Origin of the sequence: Pseudomonas sp. B40(2017) (genome assembly GCF_002112855.1) — a bacterium.
Classification (GTDB): Bacteria; Pseudomonadota; Gammaproteobacteria; order Pseudomonadales; family Pseudomonadaceae; genus Aquipseudomonas; species Aquipseudomonas pharyngis.
Window position 1 is genome coordinate 403,365 of the sequence record NZ_NEIT01000001.1, and the last position, 17,342, is coordinate 420,706.

Consider the following 17,342-nt stretch of genomic DNA (forward strand, 5'->3'; position numbering starts at 1 on the left):
GCTGTTGAACGGCAGCATCTGCCCGATCCAATTGGCTCGCTGCTGCGCACTCGCCATTTGGCCATATACAGATCGCCGACACGGAGCCAGCAGCGAATGAAATCCTTGAAGTATTATGAAAAAAATCGACACGCCACATGGTTAGAGTTGTTTTTTGACCTGATTTTTGTTGTTGCAATTGGCAAGGTTACGCACACTCTCGGACATGTTCATCAAGGCCACTTTGAACAAGAGCAACTATGGACATTTATCCTGCTTTTTGTTCCATTGTGGTGGGTTTGGTCCAGCCACACGATTTACTCCAACAGATTTGATACAGACAGCAGCCTTCACCGCCTGGCCACACTATTTATAATGTTGCTGCTGATTGTGTTGTCTGCACGGATCGGGGAGGAATCAGGAGTAAACTATCCGCTTGTTATTTCCTGCTATTTTGGAATACGTGCCATCATCAGCATCATGTACATTTCATCCATCAGTAAAATCGATTACCGCAGCGAATTATCCTCCAGGCTTGGCTTTGCCCTGTTAGTTAGCGCGATGGTTAGTCTTACATCCATTCTTTTTGACCCACCTGTGCGTTACGTTGTCGCTTACATTGGGATTTTTCTTGATATTCTGCTTCCTGTATTTTTTTGGAGCAAATCAAAGCCTTTGCCAGCACATACGGAACACTTGGTCGAACGACTAGGTTTACTCACCCTCATCTTATTGGGTGAGTCAGTCATTAGCCTTGCTGGAGGATTATCCGGCATTCAATGGGATCTTTATAATGTAATGGCAGCAATCACCGGCTTTATCATGATTTGCAGTATCTGGTGGATCTATTTTGATAGCTTTTACCTGCTGAGCAAAAATGATAGCAGTATGAGTGGGCACTCCTTAATCTACTCGCACCTCTTTCTATTTATAGGGCTGGCCCTCCTAGCAAATTTGATTAGACATGCAATCCTGAATGACATTGTGATTCGCGATTTTCAGATTATGTCAATCATCGGCATGACCTTGTTTTTCCTGGGCAAGCAATATGGCTATTTCGTAGCCGTACCTAAAATAAGGAAGTACATACTGCAAAACACCTTGATCGTGTTGTCTTTGGCTGGACTGGTTATATTCCTGCCCCGCATCGAGTACATATTGATCGGACTAACAGCAACCATGATCTGTTATGTTTTGTTGAATTTCAGATATCGTTAAATGTTTATTATTCGAGCATGGAGCTCGCAGGTGCATCAGTGGTATCACCGGGACGAATCTGCTGAGTCATTCGCTGCGCCACTTCAATCAGTACCTGATCGCCGAAGTAGTGTCCGATCGAATCGTTGATGGATTTGAATCCATCCAGATCAATACACATCACCGCCAGACGACGCTTACGCATTAGCTATCAGCTTTGATGCTCGATCGCACAGACACAACGTCAGCCCCTGAGATACAGCAGATTATCCCTTGCCGACTTCAAGAACGGCATATTTCGACTGAGCCCTTTTGCTAGCTTATTCAAACCACAGGGCACCCCATATACCGGTGCCCCGGCGTTGCTCTGACCTCCCTCCGTCCCTGCGGTTAACAGCCCCCATCAGTCCTCTAAGGAGCTAGTTGGATGACAACACAATCTTCGAATATCCACGCCGTGGATTCGCAAACGGCTCAACAGTTTTATATCAATGGTGGCTGGTGTTCGCCGGCAACGCCTGCCAGTTCGCCCGTGGTCAATCCAGCGACTGAAAGCGTAGTTGCAGAGGTTGCCAGCGGGTCGGCCGCAGACGTTGATCGGGCCGTCGCTGCAGCGCGTGCGGCGTTTCCTCGCTGGTCTGCGACCTCCGCCGAAACGCGCGCGAGCCTTCTTGGAAAGATTTACGACCTGATCCTTGAACGAAAAGAGTCGCTTGCGCAGGCGCTCTCTCTGGAAATGGGTGCTGCCATCGGTTTCGCCCGAGCGATGCAAGTGCCTTTGGCGGCCGAACACGTTCGGATTGCCCGTGATCTGCTGTCCACCTATCGCTTCCAGACGGTTGAAGGCGGCACCGCGATTGACCGCGAACCCATTGGCGTCTGCGGTCTCATCACCCCTTGGAACTGGCCGCTTTATCAAATCACCGCCAAGGTGGCTCCAGCGATTGCCGCCGGATGCACGGTGGTGCTGAAACCCAGCGAACTGTCACCGTTGAGCGCCCTTCTTTTCGCCCAACTGGTGCATGACGCCGGCCTGCCACCGGGTGTCTTCAATCTGGTCAATGGCACGGGCCCCGAGGTCGGCGGCGCCATGGCTGCACACCCGGATATCGATATGATTTCGATCACCGGTTCAAACCGCGCAGGTGCGCTGGTCGCACAGGCAGCCGCCCCTACAGTGAAACGCGTCACCCAGGAACTGGGCGGCAAGTCACCCAACGTGCTGCTGCCCGATGCCGACTTCGCCAACGTCGTGCCACTGGGCGTGATGACGGCGTTTCGCAACGTCGGACAATCCTGCAGCGCCCCGACCAGAATGATCGTACCCAGGGACCGGCTGGCGGAAGTCGAGGCACTGGCCGCCGCAACCGCCAACGCGATCATCGTGGGGGATCCACAATCGGAAGAAACGGTACTCGGTCCGATAGCCAATGAGGCTCAGTTCAAGCGCGTGCAAGCCATGATCGAATCGGGCCTGAATGAAGGGGCCAAACTCGTCTGCGGCGGACCAGGCCGCGTGCCTGGTCATGAAACAGGCTTCTATGCCCGACCGACTGTCTTTTCCGATGTCGACTCGAGCATGCGCATTGCCCAGGAGGAAATCTTCGGGCCAGTGCTGTGCATCATTGCCTATGAAACGCTCGATGAGGCTGTCGCGATCGCCAACGACACCGTGTACGGACTGAGCGCCCACGTTCAATCCCGCGACCTTGATCATGCACGCGCCGTTGCCTCACGCATCCGCGCAGGACAAGTGCTGCTGAATCACCCGGCCTGGAATCCCATGGCCCCATTCGGTGGCTACAAACGATCCGGAAATGGTCGTGAATTTGGTGTCTACGGCTTTGAGGAATATCTGGAAACCAAAGCAATCGTAGGCTTCGGTGGCTAGCACACAATGGGGGACAGTCAGCTGTCCCCCTATTGGATCGCGCCTGATGGATGTAGGGAACTTCAGTGCCGCAACAACTTGCGCAACGGCACACCGTCCTTGAGCACCGGGGACTTGATAACGATGTAGCTGAAGTACTTGGAAATGCCGATGTTTTTATCCAGCAGGCTTTCAATCACTTCCTGATAGTGCTGAATACTGCGCGTCATGAAACGCACCAGATAATCGTAGCCACCACTGATCAAATGGCACTCGAGCACCTCATCCACCAGCCGAATGTTCGACTCGAACTTGGCGAAGTCTTCACGCTTGTGGTCACTCAGGGTGATTTCGGTGAAGACCGTTACCGATTCGGTGATCTTCGCCAGGTTCAGGTGGGCCTTGTAGCTGGAAATGTATCCGGCCGATTCCAGCCGTTTGACCCGTTGCAGACAGGGGCTGGCCGACAATCCCACGGCATCGGCCAGGCTGACATTGGTCATGCGCCCGTCCCTCTGCAACTCAACCAGGATACTGATGTCGATGCGGTCCAGTTTGACTAAACCTTCCATTGCGAACCTCTTGACTGCCATTTGTAGGACAATCTACTAGCAAAATCAGCGCCGTAAACACTGCTGATGCTGTGCGACCAGATCAGCCATGCTGTTGATGCAATAATCCGCAGCACATGGGGTCGGCTGTTGGCCCCGTTCGCGACCGATCAGACACACATCGGTCAGCGCCGGGCCACGGGCGGCGGGTCGGGTCACCCGCAGAATGTGCTCCGGCTTCAGCTCGTTGGCATTCAACCAGCCCTCGTCCCGCAACGGATCGCTGGCCAGCGAAATAAAGTCATCGGCCACAATCCCCAGATGCTCGCACAACACGGCGCGATCCTCGGCATCCCGGTCGCCCACCACCAACAGGCGATAAAACTTGCGCAAGTACAGCATCGCTCCCGGTGCGTCTTCGAACAATGACCAATTGGCAGCAGAGCGCGCGAAACTCATGCCCTCCTCCCAACTCGCGTTCAAGCTCCAGCGCTCGGCCAGTTGGCGATGGGCAAAACACAGCAATCCGCTGAAGCCCAGTTCGGCAAAGCGCGGATAGAGCGCCTGCACCACCTCGCGAAATTCGCCCAGCACCTGTTCCTTGTCCGGGCGCCCGCCCCGGCTGTCGAGCAACGGCTGCAGCGCTGTCCAGACCCCCGAATCACGGTCAACCAGGACTTCGTCGCAATCGATGAGCAGTGCTCGATAATCAGTCAGCCCCATGGTGTACACAGCCTCCGATGATGCGTTTCATCAATCCGTGCGCCAAAAAGGTTCAGCGACGCTGGCCAGCGACCGCGCCGCTGAACCCGGCGGACATCAGTTCAATACCCGTGCCAATGCAGCCTGCAGAATCTGCAACGCTTCATCGATCTGCGCTTCGGTCGTCACCAGTGGCGCGAGGAAGCGCAAGACGTTGCGATAGACGCCACACTTGATCACCAGCAAGCCACCTTTGCGCGCTTCATCGATCACACGCTGGTTCAGATCCGCGTCCGGGGAGCGCGCTTCATCGTCCTTGATCAGCTCGATGGCCAGCATGAAACCGGTGCCGCGTACGTCACCGATCTGCGGGTGACGGCGCTGCAACTGCAGCAAACCTTCACGCAGGCGCTTGCCCAATACATCGCCACGTTCGAGCAGTTTCTCCTCTTCATAAGCGTCGATCACTGCCAGGGCCGCCGCGCAGGACAGTGCATTGCCGCCGTAGGTGCCGCCGAGGCCTCCGGGCAGTGGCGAATCCATGATGTCAGCTTTGCCGACCACGCCCGACAACGGCAGCCCGCCGGCCAGACTCTTGGCGACGGTGACCAGGTCAGGCTGGATGCCGGCGTGCTGGAAACCGAACCACTTGCCGGTGCGGCCGAATCCGGTCTGGATTTCATCGAGGATCAGCACGATGCCGTGCTTGTCGGTCAACTCGCGCAATGCCTGGAGGAATGGTGCCGGCGCCGCAAGGAAACCACCGTCGCCCTGCACCGGTTCAATGATGATCGCCGCAACCTGCTCCGGCGCAACCTGAGTGGCGAGCAACTCGTCCAGCGCCTTGAGTGCCATCTCACTGGTGACGCCGCGATAAGCATTGGGAAATGGGGTGTGAAACACCTCCGGCGCGAATGGCCCGAAGTTCTGTTTGTAGGGCTGGCTCATGCCGGTCAGCGTGGTGCCGAGCAAGGTGCGTCCATGGAAACCGCCGCGGAAGGAGATCACCGCAGAGCGGTTGGTGTGAGCGCGGGCGATTTTCACCGCGTTCTCCACGGCTTCGGCACCGGAGGTGAAGAACGCCGCTTTGTAGTGTTCCTCGCCACCTATCATTTCGCACAAACGCTGGGCCAGATCCAGATACGGCTTGTAGGCCACCACCTGGAAGCAGGCGTGCGAGACCTTATGCAATTGGGCCTGCACCGCTGCAACTACTTTGGGATGGTTATGGCCGATGTTCAGCACGCCGATGCCGCCGACGAAGTCCAGATAACGCTGGCCGTCCACGTCCCACAATTCAGCCCCTTGGGCGCGATCAATCACCAGTGGATGAGCGGTGACCAGTCCGCGAGGCACGAACTGATCACGCTGACGGAGTAAATGAGGCGTTTGGTCGACTTGGCTGTTCATGGCATTTCCCTTCGTGAGTCCGGCAGCCCGGAGTGAATGCAGGAGGTGGTTACACAGGGTCTTAAGATTAAGACTTGTGCGGAACGAACTACGCCGAACTTGGCCCCTGAGAAATCCGGATCGACTGTTTTCACCCTGCCAAACGGCAGATTCCTTCAGGCCGCCGAATCTGCCGGACGCGTGCGTATATGACGTGGCGCGCAGTGTTCGCAGCGCTGCTTTCGACAGATCCTGCTCTGGGGTTGGGCGATGATGGGAGCACTTTCAACTCACTCAGGAATTGACCATGGCCCTGCTTTACAAAGCTGACCCCGTGCGCGGCGAACAGTGGAAAGCACTGTTCGCCGAACATGCCCCGGATATCGAATGGCGCGCCTGGCCGGACATCGGCGATCCCACAGACATCAAGTACCTGGCGGCGTGGCAGGCGCCGGAAGATCTGCAGACTGTGCTGCCGAATCTGCAGGTGTTGTTTGCATTGTCGGCCGGCGTCGATCAACTGGACCTGAGGCGTATCCCGCCGAGTCTTCCAGTGGTGCGCCTGCTCGATCCCGGGATCACTCAAGGCATGTGCGAGTACGCCAGTTTTGCCGTGCTCGCTTTGCACCGGGATATGTTGCGCTATCGCCAGCAGCAGATGGCGCGGTGCTGGCAGGCGCACCTGTTGCAGCCGGCGCATCAGCGTCGGGTGGGGGTGATGGGCCTCGGAACTCAGGCGCAGCAGATTCTCGCCACCTTGCAGCCCCTGGGCTTCGCCCTCAAGGGCTGGGCGCGCAGTGCGCATCGGATTGCCGGTGTCGAGTGTTTTGCCGGTCACGAGCAACTGCCGGCGTTTCTGAGCCAGTGCGACATTGTGATGTGCGTATTGCCGCTGACCGAGCAGACCCGTGGCATTCTCGACCGTGAGTTTTTTCGCCAATTGCCGCGTGGCGCGGCACTGATCAACATGGGGCGCGGTGGGCATCTGGTGGAAGAAGATTTGCTCGAAGCGCTGGACAGCGGGCAACTCAGCGGAGCGGTGCTGGATGTGGTGCAGAACGAACCGGCGCCGGCGGATCATCCCTTCTGGGGCCATCCGCAGATTCTGCTGACGCCGCATATCGCGGCGATGACCCAGCCGGAAAGTGCATTTGCTGTCCTGCTGGAGAACATCCGCCGCTTCGAACGCGGCGAGCCCATGAACGGTCAGATCGACCGCAACAAGGGCTACTGATTCAGACCCTCTGCATGAGCGAGCAGGCTCACTCATGCAGAGGATGACGATGTTTCAGAGGAATTCGGCGATGGCCCTGCCGACATCCTGGGTCGAGCCCTTCCCGCCCAGGTCCGGGGTGATCGGCCCCTCGGCGATCACCCGCTCGATCGCCTGCAGGATCCCGTCGTGTGCTGCACGATAACGCTCGTCACCGTTGCCCAGGAAATCGAGCATCAGCGCCCCGGACCAGATCATCGCAATCGGGTTGGCGATGTTCTGCCCATAGATGTCCGGCGCCGAACCATGCACCGGCTCGAACAGCGACGGAAAGCGTCGCTGCGGATCAAGGTTGGCCGACGGCGCAATGCCGATGGTTCCGGCACACGCCGGCCCCAGGTCGGAGAGGATGTCGCCGAACAGGTTCGACGCCACCACCACATCGAACCGATCCGGTTGTAGAACGAAGCGCGCGCACAAGATATCGATGTGCTGCTTGTCCCACGTCACTTCCGGGTACTGCGCAGCCATCAGCGCGGTGCGCTCGTCCCAGTACGGCATGCTGATCGAAATGCCATTGGACTTGGTCGCTGCGGTCAGGCGCTTGCGTGGCCGGGTGTGGGCCAGGTCGAAGGCAAACTTGAGAATCCGGTCGACACCTCGGCGGGTGAACACCGACTCCTGCAGCACGAACTCATGCTCGGTGCCTTCGAACATCTTGCCGCCGACCGATGAGTACTCGCCTTCGGTGTTCTCGCGAATCACCACGAAATCGATATCCCCCGGTTCGCGTCCGGCCAACGGGCATGGCACCCCGGGGAACAAGCGCACCGGGCGGATATTCACGTACTGGTCGAAGTCGCGACGGAATTTCAGCAGCGACCCCCATAGGGAAATATGGTCCGGCACTTTCTCCGGCCAGCCCACGGCGCCGAAGTAAATCGCGTCGAAGCCCTTGAGCTGTTCGAACCAGTCCTCGGGCATCATCTGCCCGTGTTCCAGGTAATAATCGCAATGCGCCCAGTCGAGCACTTCAATGCTCAAGTCCAGCTGCCATTTCTTCTCGGCCTGCTCCAGAACCCGCAGCCCCTCGGGCAGCACTTCCTTGCCAATCCCGTCGCCGGCAATCGCGGCGATCTTGAAGACCTTGCTCATCAGTTGTGGCTCCCCGTTGTTGTGAAGTTACAAGCCGCCGATGTGGAAGGCTTTGACTTCAAGGTATTCGTCAAGACCGTATTTGCTGCCTTCACGACCCAGCCCCGATTGCTTGATGCCGCCGAACGGCGCGACTTCCATGGAGATGATTCCGGTGTTGAGGCCAACCATGCCGAATTCCAGCGCTTCGCCGAAACGCCATGAGCGACGCAAGTCTTGAGTGAAGTAATAGGCGCCGAGGCCAAACGGCGTGGCGTTGGCCAGGGCCAAGGCTTCGGCTTCGTCGGTGAACCGCATCAGCGGCGCGACGGGGCCGAAGGTTTCTTCGTTGGCCAGGAGCATGCCGGCGTGGGCATCGCCAAGCACCGTCGGTTGCACAAATTGACTGTCGCCCTGCGGAACGCCGCCGCAAAGCAGCTGCGCGCCCTGACTCAAGGCATCATCAATGTGGCGGGCCACCTTGCTCACGGCCGCCTTGTTGATCAGCGGGCCGATGGTCACGTTGTCCTGCAGGCCATTGCCGACCTTGAGCTTGCCGACTTCCTCGACCAGACGCTGGGCAAAACGCGGGTAAATGCCGTCCTGTACCAGAATCCGGTTGGCGCAGACACAGGTCTGCCCGGCGTTGCGAAACTTGCTCAGCATGATCCCGGTAATCGCCTGCTCAAGATCAGCATCGTCAAACACAATGAACGGTGCGTTGCCGCCGAGCTCCAGGCTCAATCGTTTGATGTGTTCGGCACTCTGGCGCATCAGCAAACGGCCCACCGCAGTGGAACCGGTGAAGGAAATCTTGCGCACCGTCGGGTTGCCGGTCAGCTCTTCGCCAATCCCGGCGGGCATGCCGGTCAGCACATTGAACACCCCGGCCGGAATGCCGACGCGCTCAGCCAACACGGCCAATGCGAGCGCCGACAGCGGCGTCAGATCCGACGGTTTGACGATGATCGGGCACCCTGCCGCCAGGGCCGGTGCACACTTGCGGGTAATCATCGCGTTGGGGAAATTCCAGGGCGTGATCGCCGCGCAGACACCCACCGGTTGTTTGAGGGTCAACAGTCGGCGGTCGCCGCTGGGGGCCGGCATGGTTTCGCCGTAAATCCGCCGAGCCTCTTCGGCAAACCATTTGACGAAACCCGCGCCGTAGCGGATTTCACCTTTGGCTTCATTCAGCGGCTTGCCTTGTTCGCAGGTCATGATCAGCGCCAGATCGTCAAGGTTGTCGATCATCGCCTGATACCAACGCTCCAACAGCGCCGCACGTTCGGCGGCCGGTCGTGCCCGCCAGGCGGGCCAGGCCTGTTCGGCGGCGGCGATGGCGCGTCGGGTTTCCACGCCTTGCATGGCGGGCACGCGGCCGATCAATTCGCCGCTGGCCGGGTCGACGACATCCAGGGTCGCGCGGTCATCGGCGCCGATCCACTGACCGTTCACGTAAGCGAGTTCTGCGAGAAGACCGGGGTCTTTCAAACGATTCTTGAGCATGGTCGAGTCCTGATCCGAGACAGATTCCAGTCTAGGGAGACTCGACGGATAAGGATGCTGAAAGCGCGTAGCGGACAGTGTCGGCTGCTGAAATTGGCGGTGGAACAGCAGAACTGCTGTTTTCTATCGTTTCAGCGAACCGAGCAGGCCATCCAGAAAGCGCTCCCCCGCCTCCATCTGGCTGATCTCGATAAACTCGTCCGGCTTGTGTGCCTGCTCGATCGATCCGGGCCCACAGACAACCACCGGCACATCCAGACGCTGCTTGAACAACCCGCCTTCCGTACCGAACGAAACCTTGGACGTCGCGGTATCCGGCGCCGCGAAATTTTTCAGGAACCGTACCGCTTCGACGCTCGGGTGGGTGTCCAGTCCGGGGTAGACGTTGACCGTTTCAATCTCGATGGCCGCCACGCTCGAGAGCTTCTGCGCCTCGCGCACGATCACCTCAGCACGCTCCTGCATCTGCGCGAGAATCTGTTCCAGATCATCGGCCGGCAAATTGCGCACTTCAAAATCCACCGTGCACAGATTCGGCACGATATTCAGCGCCCGGCCACCGCCGATCTGGCCGACGTGCACAGTGGTGTAAGGCACGTCGTAATCGGCATCCCGGGCGCCCTGCTCCTGCAATTGGCGCTGGGATTCACGCAACGCTGCAATGAAATCGCAGGCCACGTGGATCGCGTTGACCGAGCGCGGCGCCAGCGAAGAATGCGCCTCCAGCCCCCGACAATAGGTGCGGTACGAGCCCTTGCCCTTGTGCCCCAGCACAAACTGCATGTTGGTCGGTTCGCCGATCAGGCACAGAAACGGCCGCACCGGCGCCAGATGCAGCACATCGAGCAAACGCCGCACGCCAACGCAGCCGATTTCCTCGTCGTGTGACAGCGCCAGTTGCAGCGGACGGCTGAGGGAATGTTCAGCAGCGTCAAGCATCGCGTCGATGGCCAGCGCGATAAAGCCTTTCATGTCGCAACTGCCGCGCCCGTAAACCCGCCCGTTCTGCTGCGTCAGCTGGAACGGTGGAACCGTCCACGCCTGCCCCGCTGCTGGCACCACGTCGGTGTGTCCGGACAGCAGAATGCCCGGTTGGTCTTTCGGACCGGTACTGGCAAACAGATTGGCCTTCTTGCCGCTTTCGTCCTTGACGATCAGCGACTCGATGCCCTTGCTCAGCAGCAACTCGCGAACGTACTCGATCAACGCCATGTTCGATTCCGACGACACGGTATCGAACGCAATCAATCGTTTGAGAATCTCCAGTACACGGGGTTTCATGAGGCTTTGCTCCGTTGTTCGGCCATGGGGGCGAACCGGCGTATGGAAAAGGGTTCAATCAACGTGGAGGTACTGCCGGTACTGATCAATTCAGCCATGACGTCACCGACGCCCGGCCCCAACTGGAAGCCATGGCCACAGAAGCCGAACGCGTAATACAGGCCATCGACCGTACCGCTTGGCCCCATGATCGGCAGCGAGTCCGGCAGATAGCTTTCGATGCCGCTCCAGACCCGAATGATGTTCAGATTGCCGACACCCGGCAGCAGTCGGCGCATTTGCCGGATCTGGTTGAGGATGCTGCGCGGCTCGACATAAGCGCGACGATTGAGCATGTCCGGTTTGCTGCGATAGCCGCCGCCAATGATGATGTTGCCGCGCGGAATCTGCCGGAAATAAATGACTTCCTCAGGGATCTTGGTGAACACGCCGATCACCGTCGGCAAGGCGTACGGCACCGGTTCCGTCACCGCCATCTGCGGGCCATGGGTGTCCAGCGGAACCGGTTCGCCGAACTGCGCGGACAGTTTCTCGCCCCAGGCGCCGGCAGTGATCAGCAGTTGTGCGGCGCGATATTGCCGGCCATCGGTGGTGGTGACGCTGAACTCGCCTGCGGTTTTCTGTACTTGGGCCACTTCGGTCTGTTCTTCGATACGCGCACCGATCCGCCGCGCCGCCCGGGCAAATGCCGGCGCCGCCAGACGCGGGTTGGCGTGACCGTCGTGCGGCGCGTAGGAGCCCCCCTTCACGTCCGGCCCAAGAAACGGAAAGCGCCGATGCAGTTCAGCGCCGCGATAGACCTGCAGATCCAGTTGCGCTGCTTCCGGCGCAGCGGCATACGCTTCGAGCTCGGCAATTTCGTCTTCGCGGTAACACACGCGCATGTGGCCGCTGGCGATGAACTCCAGATCGTCGTCAATCAGCTCCGGCAAGCGCTTCCACAGCGCAAAGGAACGGTTGGCCAATTCCAGTTGCCCCAGATAACGACCCTGACGCCGTACGTTACCGAAATTGACGCCGCTGGCGTATTGGCCAATCTGGTCGCGCTCGAGCAGGGTCACGGAGTGTCCGCGCTGGCGCAGAAAAAACGCTGACGCCGCGCCCATGATGCCGCCGCCGATAATCAATACATCACTTTTCTGCGGGTTCATGACGGCTCCTCGATGATGACCATCGGCAACGGTTTGACGGGGGCCTGACCGCGTTGGCGGCCGACCTGTTGCACACTGACACCGGCCGCAGCGGCAATCACTTCGGCGCCGGCCTGCGAGCAGTAGCGGCCCTGGCAGCGGCCCATGCCGACCCGACTGAAAGCCTTGGCCCGATTGACTTCACACGCGCCCTTTTCACTGACCGTACGGCGCAGTTCGCCCGCGCTGATCATTTCGCAGCGACAGACGATCGCCGAATCCGGCAACGCCCCGGCCTGTTCGGCGGGCCAGGGAAATGCCTGCGCCAGACCGAGGCGGAACTGATCCATCACCGCCAGTGCACGCCGTTGCTCTGCGCGCAAACCGGCATCCACCGGTTGTTGCTGATCCTCCAGCAGCGCCATCGCCACCAGACGTCCGGCATGTTCAGCCGCATCGGCACCGCGGATCTTTGCCCCGTCGCCGGCGGCATACACACCGCTGACCGACGTGCGGCCCTCTTCATCAAGCGCCAGCCACCATTGGCCGGACGCTTCATCAAAACGCATGCGGCACCCGGCCAGATCGGCCAGCTGGGTTTCCGGACGCAAGTGATACCCCAGGGCCACGGCATCGCAATCGATGTCCAGGGTTTCGCCCTTGGCTGAGCGCACGCGCACACCACTGACGCCGTGGGTGGCATCTCCCGATATCAGCTCCGGCTTGATCCCCAGATGCACCGGTATTTTCGCCTGATACAACTGCGCCAACAGTTTCATCCCGGTGAGCAACACCCCGGGCCGCGCGAGCATCTTCGGCAGCGCCACAATGCGTTTGCTCATCGGCGATGTATCAAGCACCGCAGCGACGTTGGCGCCGGCCTTCACGTACTGGCTGGCCACCAGATACAGCAGTGGACCACTGCCCATGAACACCACGCGATGGCCGATGGAAACCGCCTGCGACTTGAGCGCGATCTGCGCCCCGCCGAGGCTGTAGGTGCCCGCCAGCTGCCAGCCTTCAATGGGCATCAAACGGTCCGTGGCGCCGGTGCAGAGGATCAGTGCGTCGTAGTCCACCGTCGTATGGTGCCCCTGACTGACGCAGCACAACTGCCTGGGCACCAGATTCCACACCAGCGTGTCAGGGCGGTAATCGATGTGTGGGCGCAAGCGCTCGAAACTCTCGTGCAGGTCGCGCGCCTTGGCCGCTTCAGTGCCGTACAGCGCGCGGTAGTCGCGGGTGAAACCTTCGGGTTGGCGCCGATAGATCTGGCCGCCGTCGCGGCGATTTTCATCGATCAGGACCGGCTTGATGCCGGCCTTCACCAACGTCTCGGCGCAGCGAATCCCCGCAGGGCCGGCGCCGACGATAACTACCCGTGCAGTGGCCATGTCGCCTCCGGTTGTGTGGTGACGAGATCCAGCCCTTCACGGACTTCACTGGAGCACGCACGCAGACGTTCGCCGCTGCGCGTCCACACCCAGCAATCCTGGCAGGCGCCCATCAGGCAGAACCCGGCACGTCGACCGGCATCGAACTCCGACTGGCGCAGCGCATTGCCCTGAGTGAGCAATGCGACCATCAATGTGTCGCCCTGCAACGCCTTGATGGGCACGCCATCCACGGTCAACCCGACGGTCACCCGGCCCTGCTCGGCCAGTCTCACAAAACGAGCACTCATGCATAGGCTCCCTGATTGAAGGTGGTCACGTCCCGCTGGGTTTTCAGCAGTTCGACGCTGTCGTGGTGGCAAAGAATTTCACTGCCACCGTCGATGATTCGGCGGTTGGGTGCCGTACGGTTGCACAGGCCATCGACGCGCACCGGGCAGCGATTGAGGAAAGTGCACAGTTCGGCGACATTGGCTTTGGGCCCGATGGGCGGCAGTTCGCCGCAAGTCGTCCCGCAGGTTTCCAGCCAGCCCTGGCGCAGCTCCGGCACCGAGTGAATCAACAGATCGGTGTAGGGATGGAATGGTGCCTGCGCAAACGACTGGCGGCTGCCGGCCTGAACCTTGTGGCCGCTGTACATCACCACCACGTCATCGCACAGCGCGCGCACGGTGGAGATGTCATGACTGATGAACAGGTAGGACACGCCGAGCTGCTCACGCAAGTCGCGGAGCAATTCGAGAATCGCGGCACCGACCACGGTGTCCAGCGCCGAGGTCACTTCATCGCAGAGGATCAGATCGGGTTTGGCCGCCAGTGCCCGCGCCAGGTTCACCCGCTGTTTCTGCCCGCCGGATAACTCGCTCGGACGACGCTCGGCCAGGGCTCGCGGCAGGCGCACCAGATCCAGCAATTCGCCGATACGCTCGCGCAACGCCGCGCCTTTGAGGTTGAAATACATTTTCAGCGGCCGACTCAGAATCGTGCTGATGCTGTGCATCGGATTGAGCGCCGTGTCGGCGTTCTGGAACACCATCTGGATCCGCCGGAATTGCTCGTCGCTGCGTTCGGCCAGACAACCGCCCAGCGGTTGCCCGTCAAAGGTCAGCCCGCCCAATGCCGGCGTGAGCAGGCCGGCCACCACGCGGGCCAGCGTTGACTTGCCCGAACCCGACTCGCCGATCACGCCAATCGCCTGGCCCCGGCGCACGGTCAGATCAATGTCTTCCAGTACACGAATGGCCGGCATGCCCTGGGTATTCTTGTTGCCGTAACCGGCAGTCAGGCCGCGAATGGTCAGCAGCGGGGTTTCTTCGGCAATACCGCCAGGTGGGCGGATCGTCGTGTCCGGCCGCGCGGCGGCCAGCAAACTGCGGGTGTAGTCATGACGCGGGCCTTTGAGCAGCGCCGCCGTGGCGCTTTGTTCGAAGATCTGACCGCCATTGAGCACGACAATCTGATCGGCCATTTGCGCCACCACGGCCAGGTCATGGGACACATACACCGCTGTCGCGCCACGGTCACGCACCACGCGTTTGAACGCTCGCAACACGTCGATCTGGGTCGTCACATCGAGCGCCGTGGTCGGTTCGTCGAGGATGACCAGCAACGGATCACTGATCAGCGCCATTGCCGCCATCACCCGCTGCAGTTGCCCGCCGGACACCTGATGCGGGTAACGCTGGCCGATGTGATCCGGGTCCGGCAAGGCCAGGTCGCGGAACAGTTCAATGGCCTTGGCCTCAAGGGCGGCGCGGGTGCCGAGGCCGTGAATCAAGGCGCCCTCCACCACTTGGTCGATCAGCTTCTTCGCCGGGTTGAAAGCCGCCGCAGCGCTCTGCGCGATATACGACACCCGATTACCGCGCAGGCCCTGCAATTGCTGCTCGCTGAGCGCGAGCATGTTGTGCTCGCCGACCTGTACCACGCCGCCGGACAACCGACAGCCCCGTCGGGCATACCCCAGCAGAGCGAGGGCAATGGTGGTCTTGCCCGAGCCCGATTCGCCGATCAACGCCAGCACTTCACCTTGTTCCAGGGCAAAGCTTACGCCTTTGACGATTTCGGTTTCCCCGTGTTCGCCGCAAGCGACCACGCGCAGGTCTTCAACTCGAATCAATTGGGTCATTTCAATGGCCTCCCGTGCGGCGACTGCGTCGCGACGACACTCTGTCGATAAACAGATTCACGCCGATGGTCAGGGTGCCGATGGCCAGCGCCGGGATGACGATGGCCGGCGCACCCTGATTGAGGCCGCCGATATTTTCCCGCACCAGCGAACCGAGGTCGGCATCCGGCGGTTGCACGCCCAGTCCGAGAAAACTCATGCCGCTGAGCAGCAGCACGATGAAACCAAACCGCAAGCCCAGGTCAGTCAGCACCGGGTTGAGCATATTCGGCAGGATCTCCACGCACGCGATGTACAAGCGCCGCTCGCCACGGGTTCGGGCGACCTGCACATACTCCAGCGCTTCGATGTTCACCGCCATGCTGCGGGCGATACGGAACGCGCCCGGGGCGAAGCTCAACACTGCCGTGCTGATCAACAGCGTCACTGAAGAGCCGAACGCCGAGACCATGATCAACGCGAGCATCTTGCTCGGGATCGAGATAAAGGCGTCCATCAAGCGGCTGATCACTTCGTCCAGCCATTTCGGCGACACCACCGACAGCAGCGCGCAACCGGTGCCCAGCGCACTGGCCAGCACTGCCGCAATCAACGCCAGGCCCACGGTGAAGCGAGCGCCGACGAGCACCCGGCTGAGCATGTCGCGGCCCAGATAATCAGTGCCGAACGGGTACACCGCGCTGATGTTGTCGAACACGTTGCCCGAGACCACCTCGCCGACCGGATGCGGCGCCAGCCACGGGCCGAACAACGCGACCAGCAGCCAGATAACGCAGATGGCGGCGCCGATGAGTCCCAGCCACGCGGGCCCGTGAGACACCTTGCCGGCTGACAGATCGGGGGCTGCGGGCGTCGATTTCACAATGAGATTGTTCATTGGTTTCTCAGCCTCGGATTGGACAGAATCGCGCACAGGTCGGCAATCAGCACCAGACCCAGATAAGCCGTACAGAACAACATGGTGCAGGCCTGCACGAGTGCCATGTCACGGTTGGTCACGGCATCGACCATCAGGCTGGCGATGCCGGGATAGTTGAAGATGGTTTCGACAATCACCACCCCGCCGAGCAGATACGACAAGCTCAGCGCAATCGCATTGGCGATCGGCCCGATGGCATTGGGCAAAGCGTGACGCAGTACGATGCGCATCGGACTGACGCCTTTGAGCCGGGCCATTTCCACGTAGGGACTGTCGAGCTGGTCGATCACTGCCGCGCGTGTCATCCGCGCCATTTGCGCAACGATCACGCAGCACAGCGTCATCACCGGCAAGGCGTAGGTGCGCATGAATTGCCACGGTGAAGTGATGTCGCTGGCATAGGACAGCGCCGACAACCAGCCCAGGTTTACCGCAAAGATCAGCACCGCGAGGGTCGCCACCAAAAACTCTGGCACCGCGACCATGGCCAGGGTGGTGAAACTCAGGACACTGTCGATCCGCCCGCCCCGGCCCATCGCCGAGCCGATGCCGAGAACCAGCGCCACCGGCACCGACACCAGCGCGGTGGCGGCCGCCAGCATCAAGGTGTTGGGCACGCGCCCGGCCATCAGCTCGACGACCGGCATCGCGTTGGATACCGACACGCCCATATCGCCACTGAGCAGGCTCATCAACCAGTGCAGGTAACGCACCACACCGGGTTGATCGAGCCCCAGTTTCAGGCGCAGCGCCGCCACCTGTTCCGGAGTGGCAAACTGGCCAAGGGATTGTTGCGCCGCGTCTCCAGGCAATACCGCCGTGATCGCGAACACGACCATCGATACGATCAACAAAGTCACGATCGCGGCGCCCAGCCGTCGACCGATCAACCACAGTGTGCTGCTATTCATCGCCTACCCTCCTGCACCTGGCTTGCCGTTCATTTCGA

General features: G+C 60.2%; 15 protein-coding genes and 1 pseudogene. 3 read left to right on the forward strand and 13 right to left on the reverse strand.

What is annotated here, in order from left to right:
* Nucleotides 1-96: 96 nt before the first annotated feature.
* On the forward strand, nt 97-1,197 hold the full coding sequence (locus tag CAF76_RS01770; RefSeq protein ID WP_085646599.1) for a low temperature requirement protein A: 1,101 nt from the start codon (nt 97-99) through the stop codon (nt 1,195-1,197).
* Nucleotides 1,198-1,237: 40 nt separating this feature from the next.
* Here CAF76_RS01770 and CAF76_RS01775 read toward each other — a convergent pair.
* Nucleotides 1,238-1,378 (reverse strand): annotated as a pseudogene (locus tag CAF76_RS01775) (diguanylate cyclase domain-containing protein); the annotation flags it as partial.
* Between the two features lie 225 nt (nt 1,379-1,603).
* On the opposite strand from CAF76_RS01775, the gene CAF76_RS01780 reads away from it, so the two are divergent.
* The gene (locus CAF76_RS01780; RefSeq protein ID WP_085646600.1) at nt 1,604-3,067 is read left to right on the forward strand and encodes an aldehyde dehydrogenase family protein; all 1,464 of its coding nucleotides are present in this window, start codon (nt 1,604-1,606) and stop codon (nt 3,065-3,067) included.
* 62 nt (nt 3,068-3,129) lie between these two features.
* On the opposite strand, the gene CAF76_RS01785 is transcribed toward CAF76_RS01780, so the two are convergent.
* The 3 genes from CAF76_RS01785 to gabT all read right to left on the reverse strand — a co-directional run bounded on the left by CAF76_RS01785 (nt 3,130) and on the right by gabT (nt 5,709).
* On the reverse strand, nt 3,130-3,618 hold the full coding sequence (locus tag CAF76_RS01785) for an Lrp/AsnC family transcriptional regulator (RefSeq protein ID WP_039768527.1): 489 nt from the start codon (nt 3,616-3,618) through the stop codon (nt 3,130-3,132).
* Nucleotides 3,619-3,663: 45 nt separating this feature from the next.
* Nucleotides 3,664-4,320, reverse strand: a complete 657-nt coding sequence (locus tag CAF76_RS01790; RefSeq protein WP_085646601.1) for a 2-haloalkanoic acid dehalogenase — start codon at nt 4,318-4,320, stop codon at nt 3,664-3,666.
* A 96-nt stretch (nt 4,321-4,416) separates the two neighbouring features.
* Nucleotides 4,417-5,709 carry a 4-aminobutyrate--2-oxoglutarate transaminase gene (gabT, locus tag CAF76_RS01795; RefSeq protein ID WP_085646602.1) on the reverse strand — a complete coding sequence of 431 codons (1,293 nt, stop codon included), beginning with the start codon at nt 5,707-5,709 and terminating at the stop codon, nt 4,417-4,419.
* 286 nt (nt 5,710-5,995) lie between these two features.
* Here gabT and CAF76_RS01800 point away from each other — a divergent pair, with 286 nt between their 5' ends.
* Nucleotides 5,996-6,922 (forward strand): glyoxylate/hydroxypyruvate reductase A, encoded by a 927-nt coding sequence (locus CAF76_RS01800; protein WP_085646603.1) that lies wholly within the window; start codon nt 5,996-5,998, stop codon nt 6,920-6,922.
* Nucleotides 6,923-6,976: 54 nt separating this feature from the next.
* Here the strand turns inward: CAF76_RS01800 and CAF76_RS01805 are convergent, their stop codons facing one another.
* The 9 genes from CAF76_RS01805 to CAF76_RS01845 all read right to left on the reverse strand — a co-directional run bounded on the left by CAF76_RS01805 (nt 6,977) and on the right by CAF76_RS01845 (nt 17,304).
* On the reverse strand, nt 6,977-8,056 hold the full coding sequence (locus CAF76_RS01805; protein ID WP_085646604.1) for a tartrate dehydrogenase: 1,080 nt from the start codon (nt 8,054-8,056) through the stop codon (nt 6,977-6,979).
* 27 nt (nt 8,057-8,083) lie between these two features.
* Entirely contained in the window at nt 8,084-9,541 is a 1,458-nt protein-coding gene (locus tag CAF76_RS01810) for an NAD-dependent succinate-semialdehyde dehydrogenase (protein ID WP_039768536.1), read from the reverse strand.
* Between the two features lie 123 nt (nt 9,542-9,664).
* On the reverse strand, nt 9,665-10,822 hold the full coding sequence (gene argE / locus CAF76_RS01815) for an acetylornithine deacetylase (RefSeq protein ID WP_085646605.1): 1,158 nt from the start codon (nt 10,820-10,822) through the stop codon (nt 9,665-9,667).
* The gene (locus CAF76_RS01820) at nt 10,819-11,973 is read right to left on the reverse strand and encodes an FAD-binding oxidoreductase (RefSeq protein WP_085646606.1); all 1,155 of its coding nucleotides are present in this window, start codon (nt 11,971-11,973) and stop codon (nt 10,819-10,821) included. Before CAF76_RS01820 ends, argE begins: the two co-directional genes overlap by 4 nt.
* Nucleotides 11,970-13,346, reverse strand: coding sequence for an NAD(P)/FAD-dependent oxidoreductase (locus CAF76_RS01825; protein ID WP_085646607.1), 1,377 nt, complete (start codon nt 13,344-13,346; stop codon nt 11,970-11,972). The genes CAF76_RS01820 and CAF76_RS01825 overlap by 4 nt, the downstream gene beginning before the upstream one ends.
* Nucleotides 13,328-13,636 (reverse strand): (2Fe-2S)-binding protein, encoded by a 309-nt coding sequence (locus tag CAF76_RS01830; protein WP_039768543.1) that lies wholly within the window; start codon nt 13,634-13,636, stop codon nt 13,328-13,330. The genes CAF76_RS01825 and CAF76_RS01830 overlap by 19 nt, the downstream gene beginning before the upstream one ends.
* Nucleotides 13,633-15,474, reverse strand: a complete 1,842-nt coding sequence (locus CAF76_RS01835) for an ABC transporter ATP-binding protein (RefSeq protein ID WP_085646608.1) — start codon at nt 15,472-15,474, stop codon at nt 13,633-13,635. The genes CAF76_RS01830 and CAF76_RS01835 overlap by 4 nt, the downstream gene beginning before the upstream one ends.
* A 1-nt stretch (nt 15,475) precedes the next feature.
* On the reverse strand, nt 15,476-16,351 hold the full coding sequence (locus CAF76_RS01840) for an ABC transporter permease (protein ID WP_039768547.1): 876 nt from the start codon (nt 16,349-16,351) through the stop codon (nt 15,476-15,478).
* A complete protein-coding gene (locus CAF76_RS01845; RefSeq protein ID WP_039768548.1) occupies nt 16,348-17,304 on the reverse strand; it encodes an ABC transporter permease in 957 nt (318 codons plus the stop codon). The genes CAF76_RS01840 and CAF76_RS01845 overlap by 4 nt, the downstream gene beginning before the upstream one ends.
* Between the last annotated feature and the right edge of the window lie 38 nt (nt 17,305-17,342).

What these genes read in the sequence shown, in the direction of transcription:
- CAF76_RS01835 (WP_085646608.1), bottom strand. Translation starts at nt 15,474, where the DNA reads ATGACCCAATTGATTCGAGTTGAAGACCTGCGCGTGGTCGCTTGCGGC.
- CAF76_RS01785 (WP_039768527.1), bottom strand. Translation starts at nt 3,618, where the DNA reads ATGGAAGGTTTAGTCAAACTGGACCGCATCGACATCAGTATCCTGGTT.
- CAF76_RS01800 (WP_085646603.1), top strand. Translation starts at nt 5,996, where the DNA reads ATGGCCCTGCTTTACAAAGCTGACCCCGTGCGCGGCGAACAGTGGAAA.
- argE (WP_085646605.1), bottom strand. Translation starts at nt 10,822, where the DNA reads ATGAAACCCCGTGTACTGGAGATTCTCAAACGATTGATTGCGTTCGAT.
- CAF76_RS01820 (WP_085646606.1), bottom strand. Translation starts at nt 11,973, where the DNA reads ATGAACCCGCAGAAAAGTGATGTATTGATTATCGGCGGCGGCATCATG.
- CAF76_RS01770 (WP_085646599.1), top strand. Translation starts at nt 97, where the DNA reads ATGAAATCCTTGAAGTATTATGAAAAAAATCGACACGCCACATGGTTA.
- CAF76_RS01840 (WP_039768547.1), bottom strand. Translation starts at nt 16,351, where the DNA reads ATGAACAATCTCATTGTGAAATCGACGCCCGCAGCCCCCGATCTGTCA.
- CAF76_RS01790 (WP_085646601.1), bottom strand. Translation starts at nt 4,320, where the DNA reads ATGGGGCTGACTGATTATCGAGCACTGCTCATCGATTGCGACGAAGTC.
- CAF76_RS01805 (WP_085646604.1), bottom strand. Translation starts at nt 8,056, where the DNA reads ATGAGCAAGGTCTTCAAGATCGCCGCGATTGCCGGCGACGGGATTGGC.
- CAF76_RS01830 (WP_039768543.1), bottom strand. Translation starts at nt 13,636, where the DNA reads ATGAGTGCTCGTTTTGTGAGACTGGCCGAGCAGGGCCGGGTGACCGTC.
- gabT (WP_085646602.1), bottom strand. Translation starts at nt 5,709, where the DNA reads ATGAACAGCCAAGTCGACCAAACGCCTCATTTACTCCGTCAGCGTGAT.
- CAF76_RS01825 (WP_085646607.1), bottom strand. Translation starts at nt 13,346, where the DNA reads ATGGCCACTGCACGGGTAGTTATCGTCGGCGCCGGCCCTGCGGGGATT.
- CAF76_RS01810 (WP_039768536.1), bottom strand. Translation starts at nt 9,541, where the DNA reads ATGCTCAAGAATCGTTTGAAAGACCCCGGTCTTCTCGCAGAACTCGCT.
- CAF76_RS01845 (WP_039768548.1), bottom strand. Translation starts at nt 17,304, where the DNA reads ATGAATAGCAGCACACTGTGGTTGATCGGTCGACGGCTGGGCGCCGCG.
- CAF76_RS01780 (WP_085646600.1), top strand. Translation starts at nt 1,604, where the DNA reads ATGACAACACAATCTTCGAATATCCACGCCGTGGATTCGCAAACGGCT.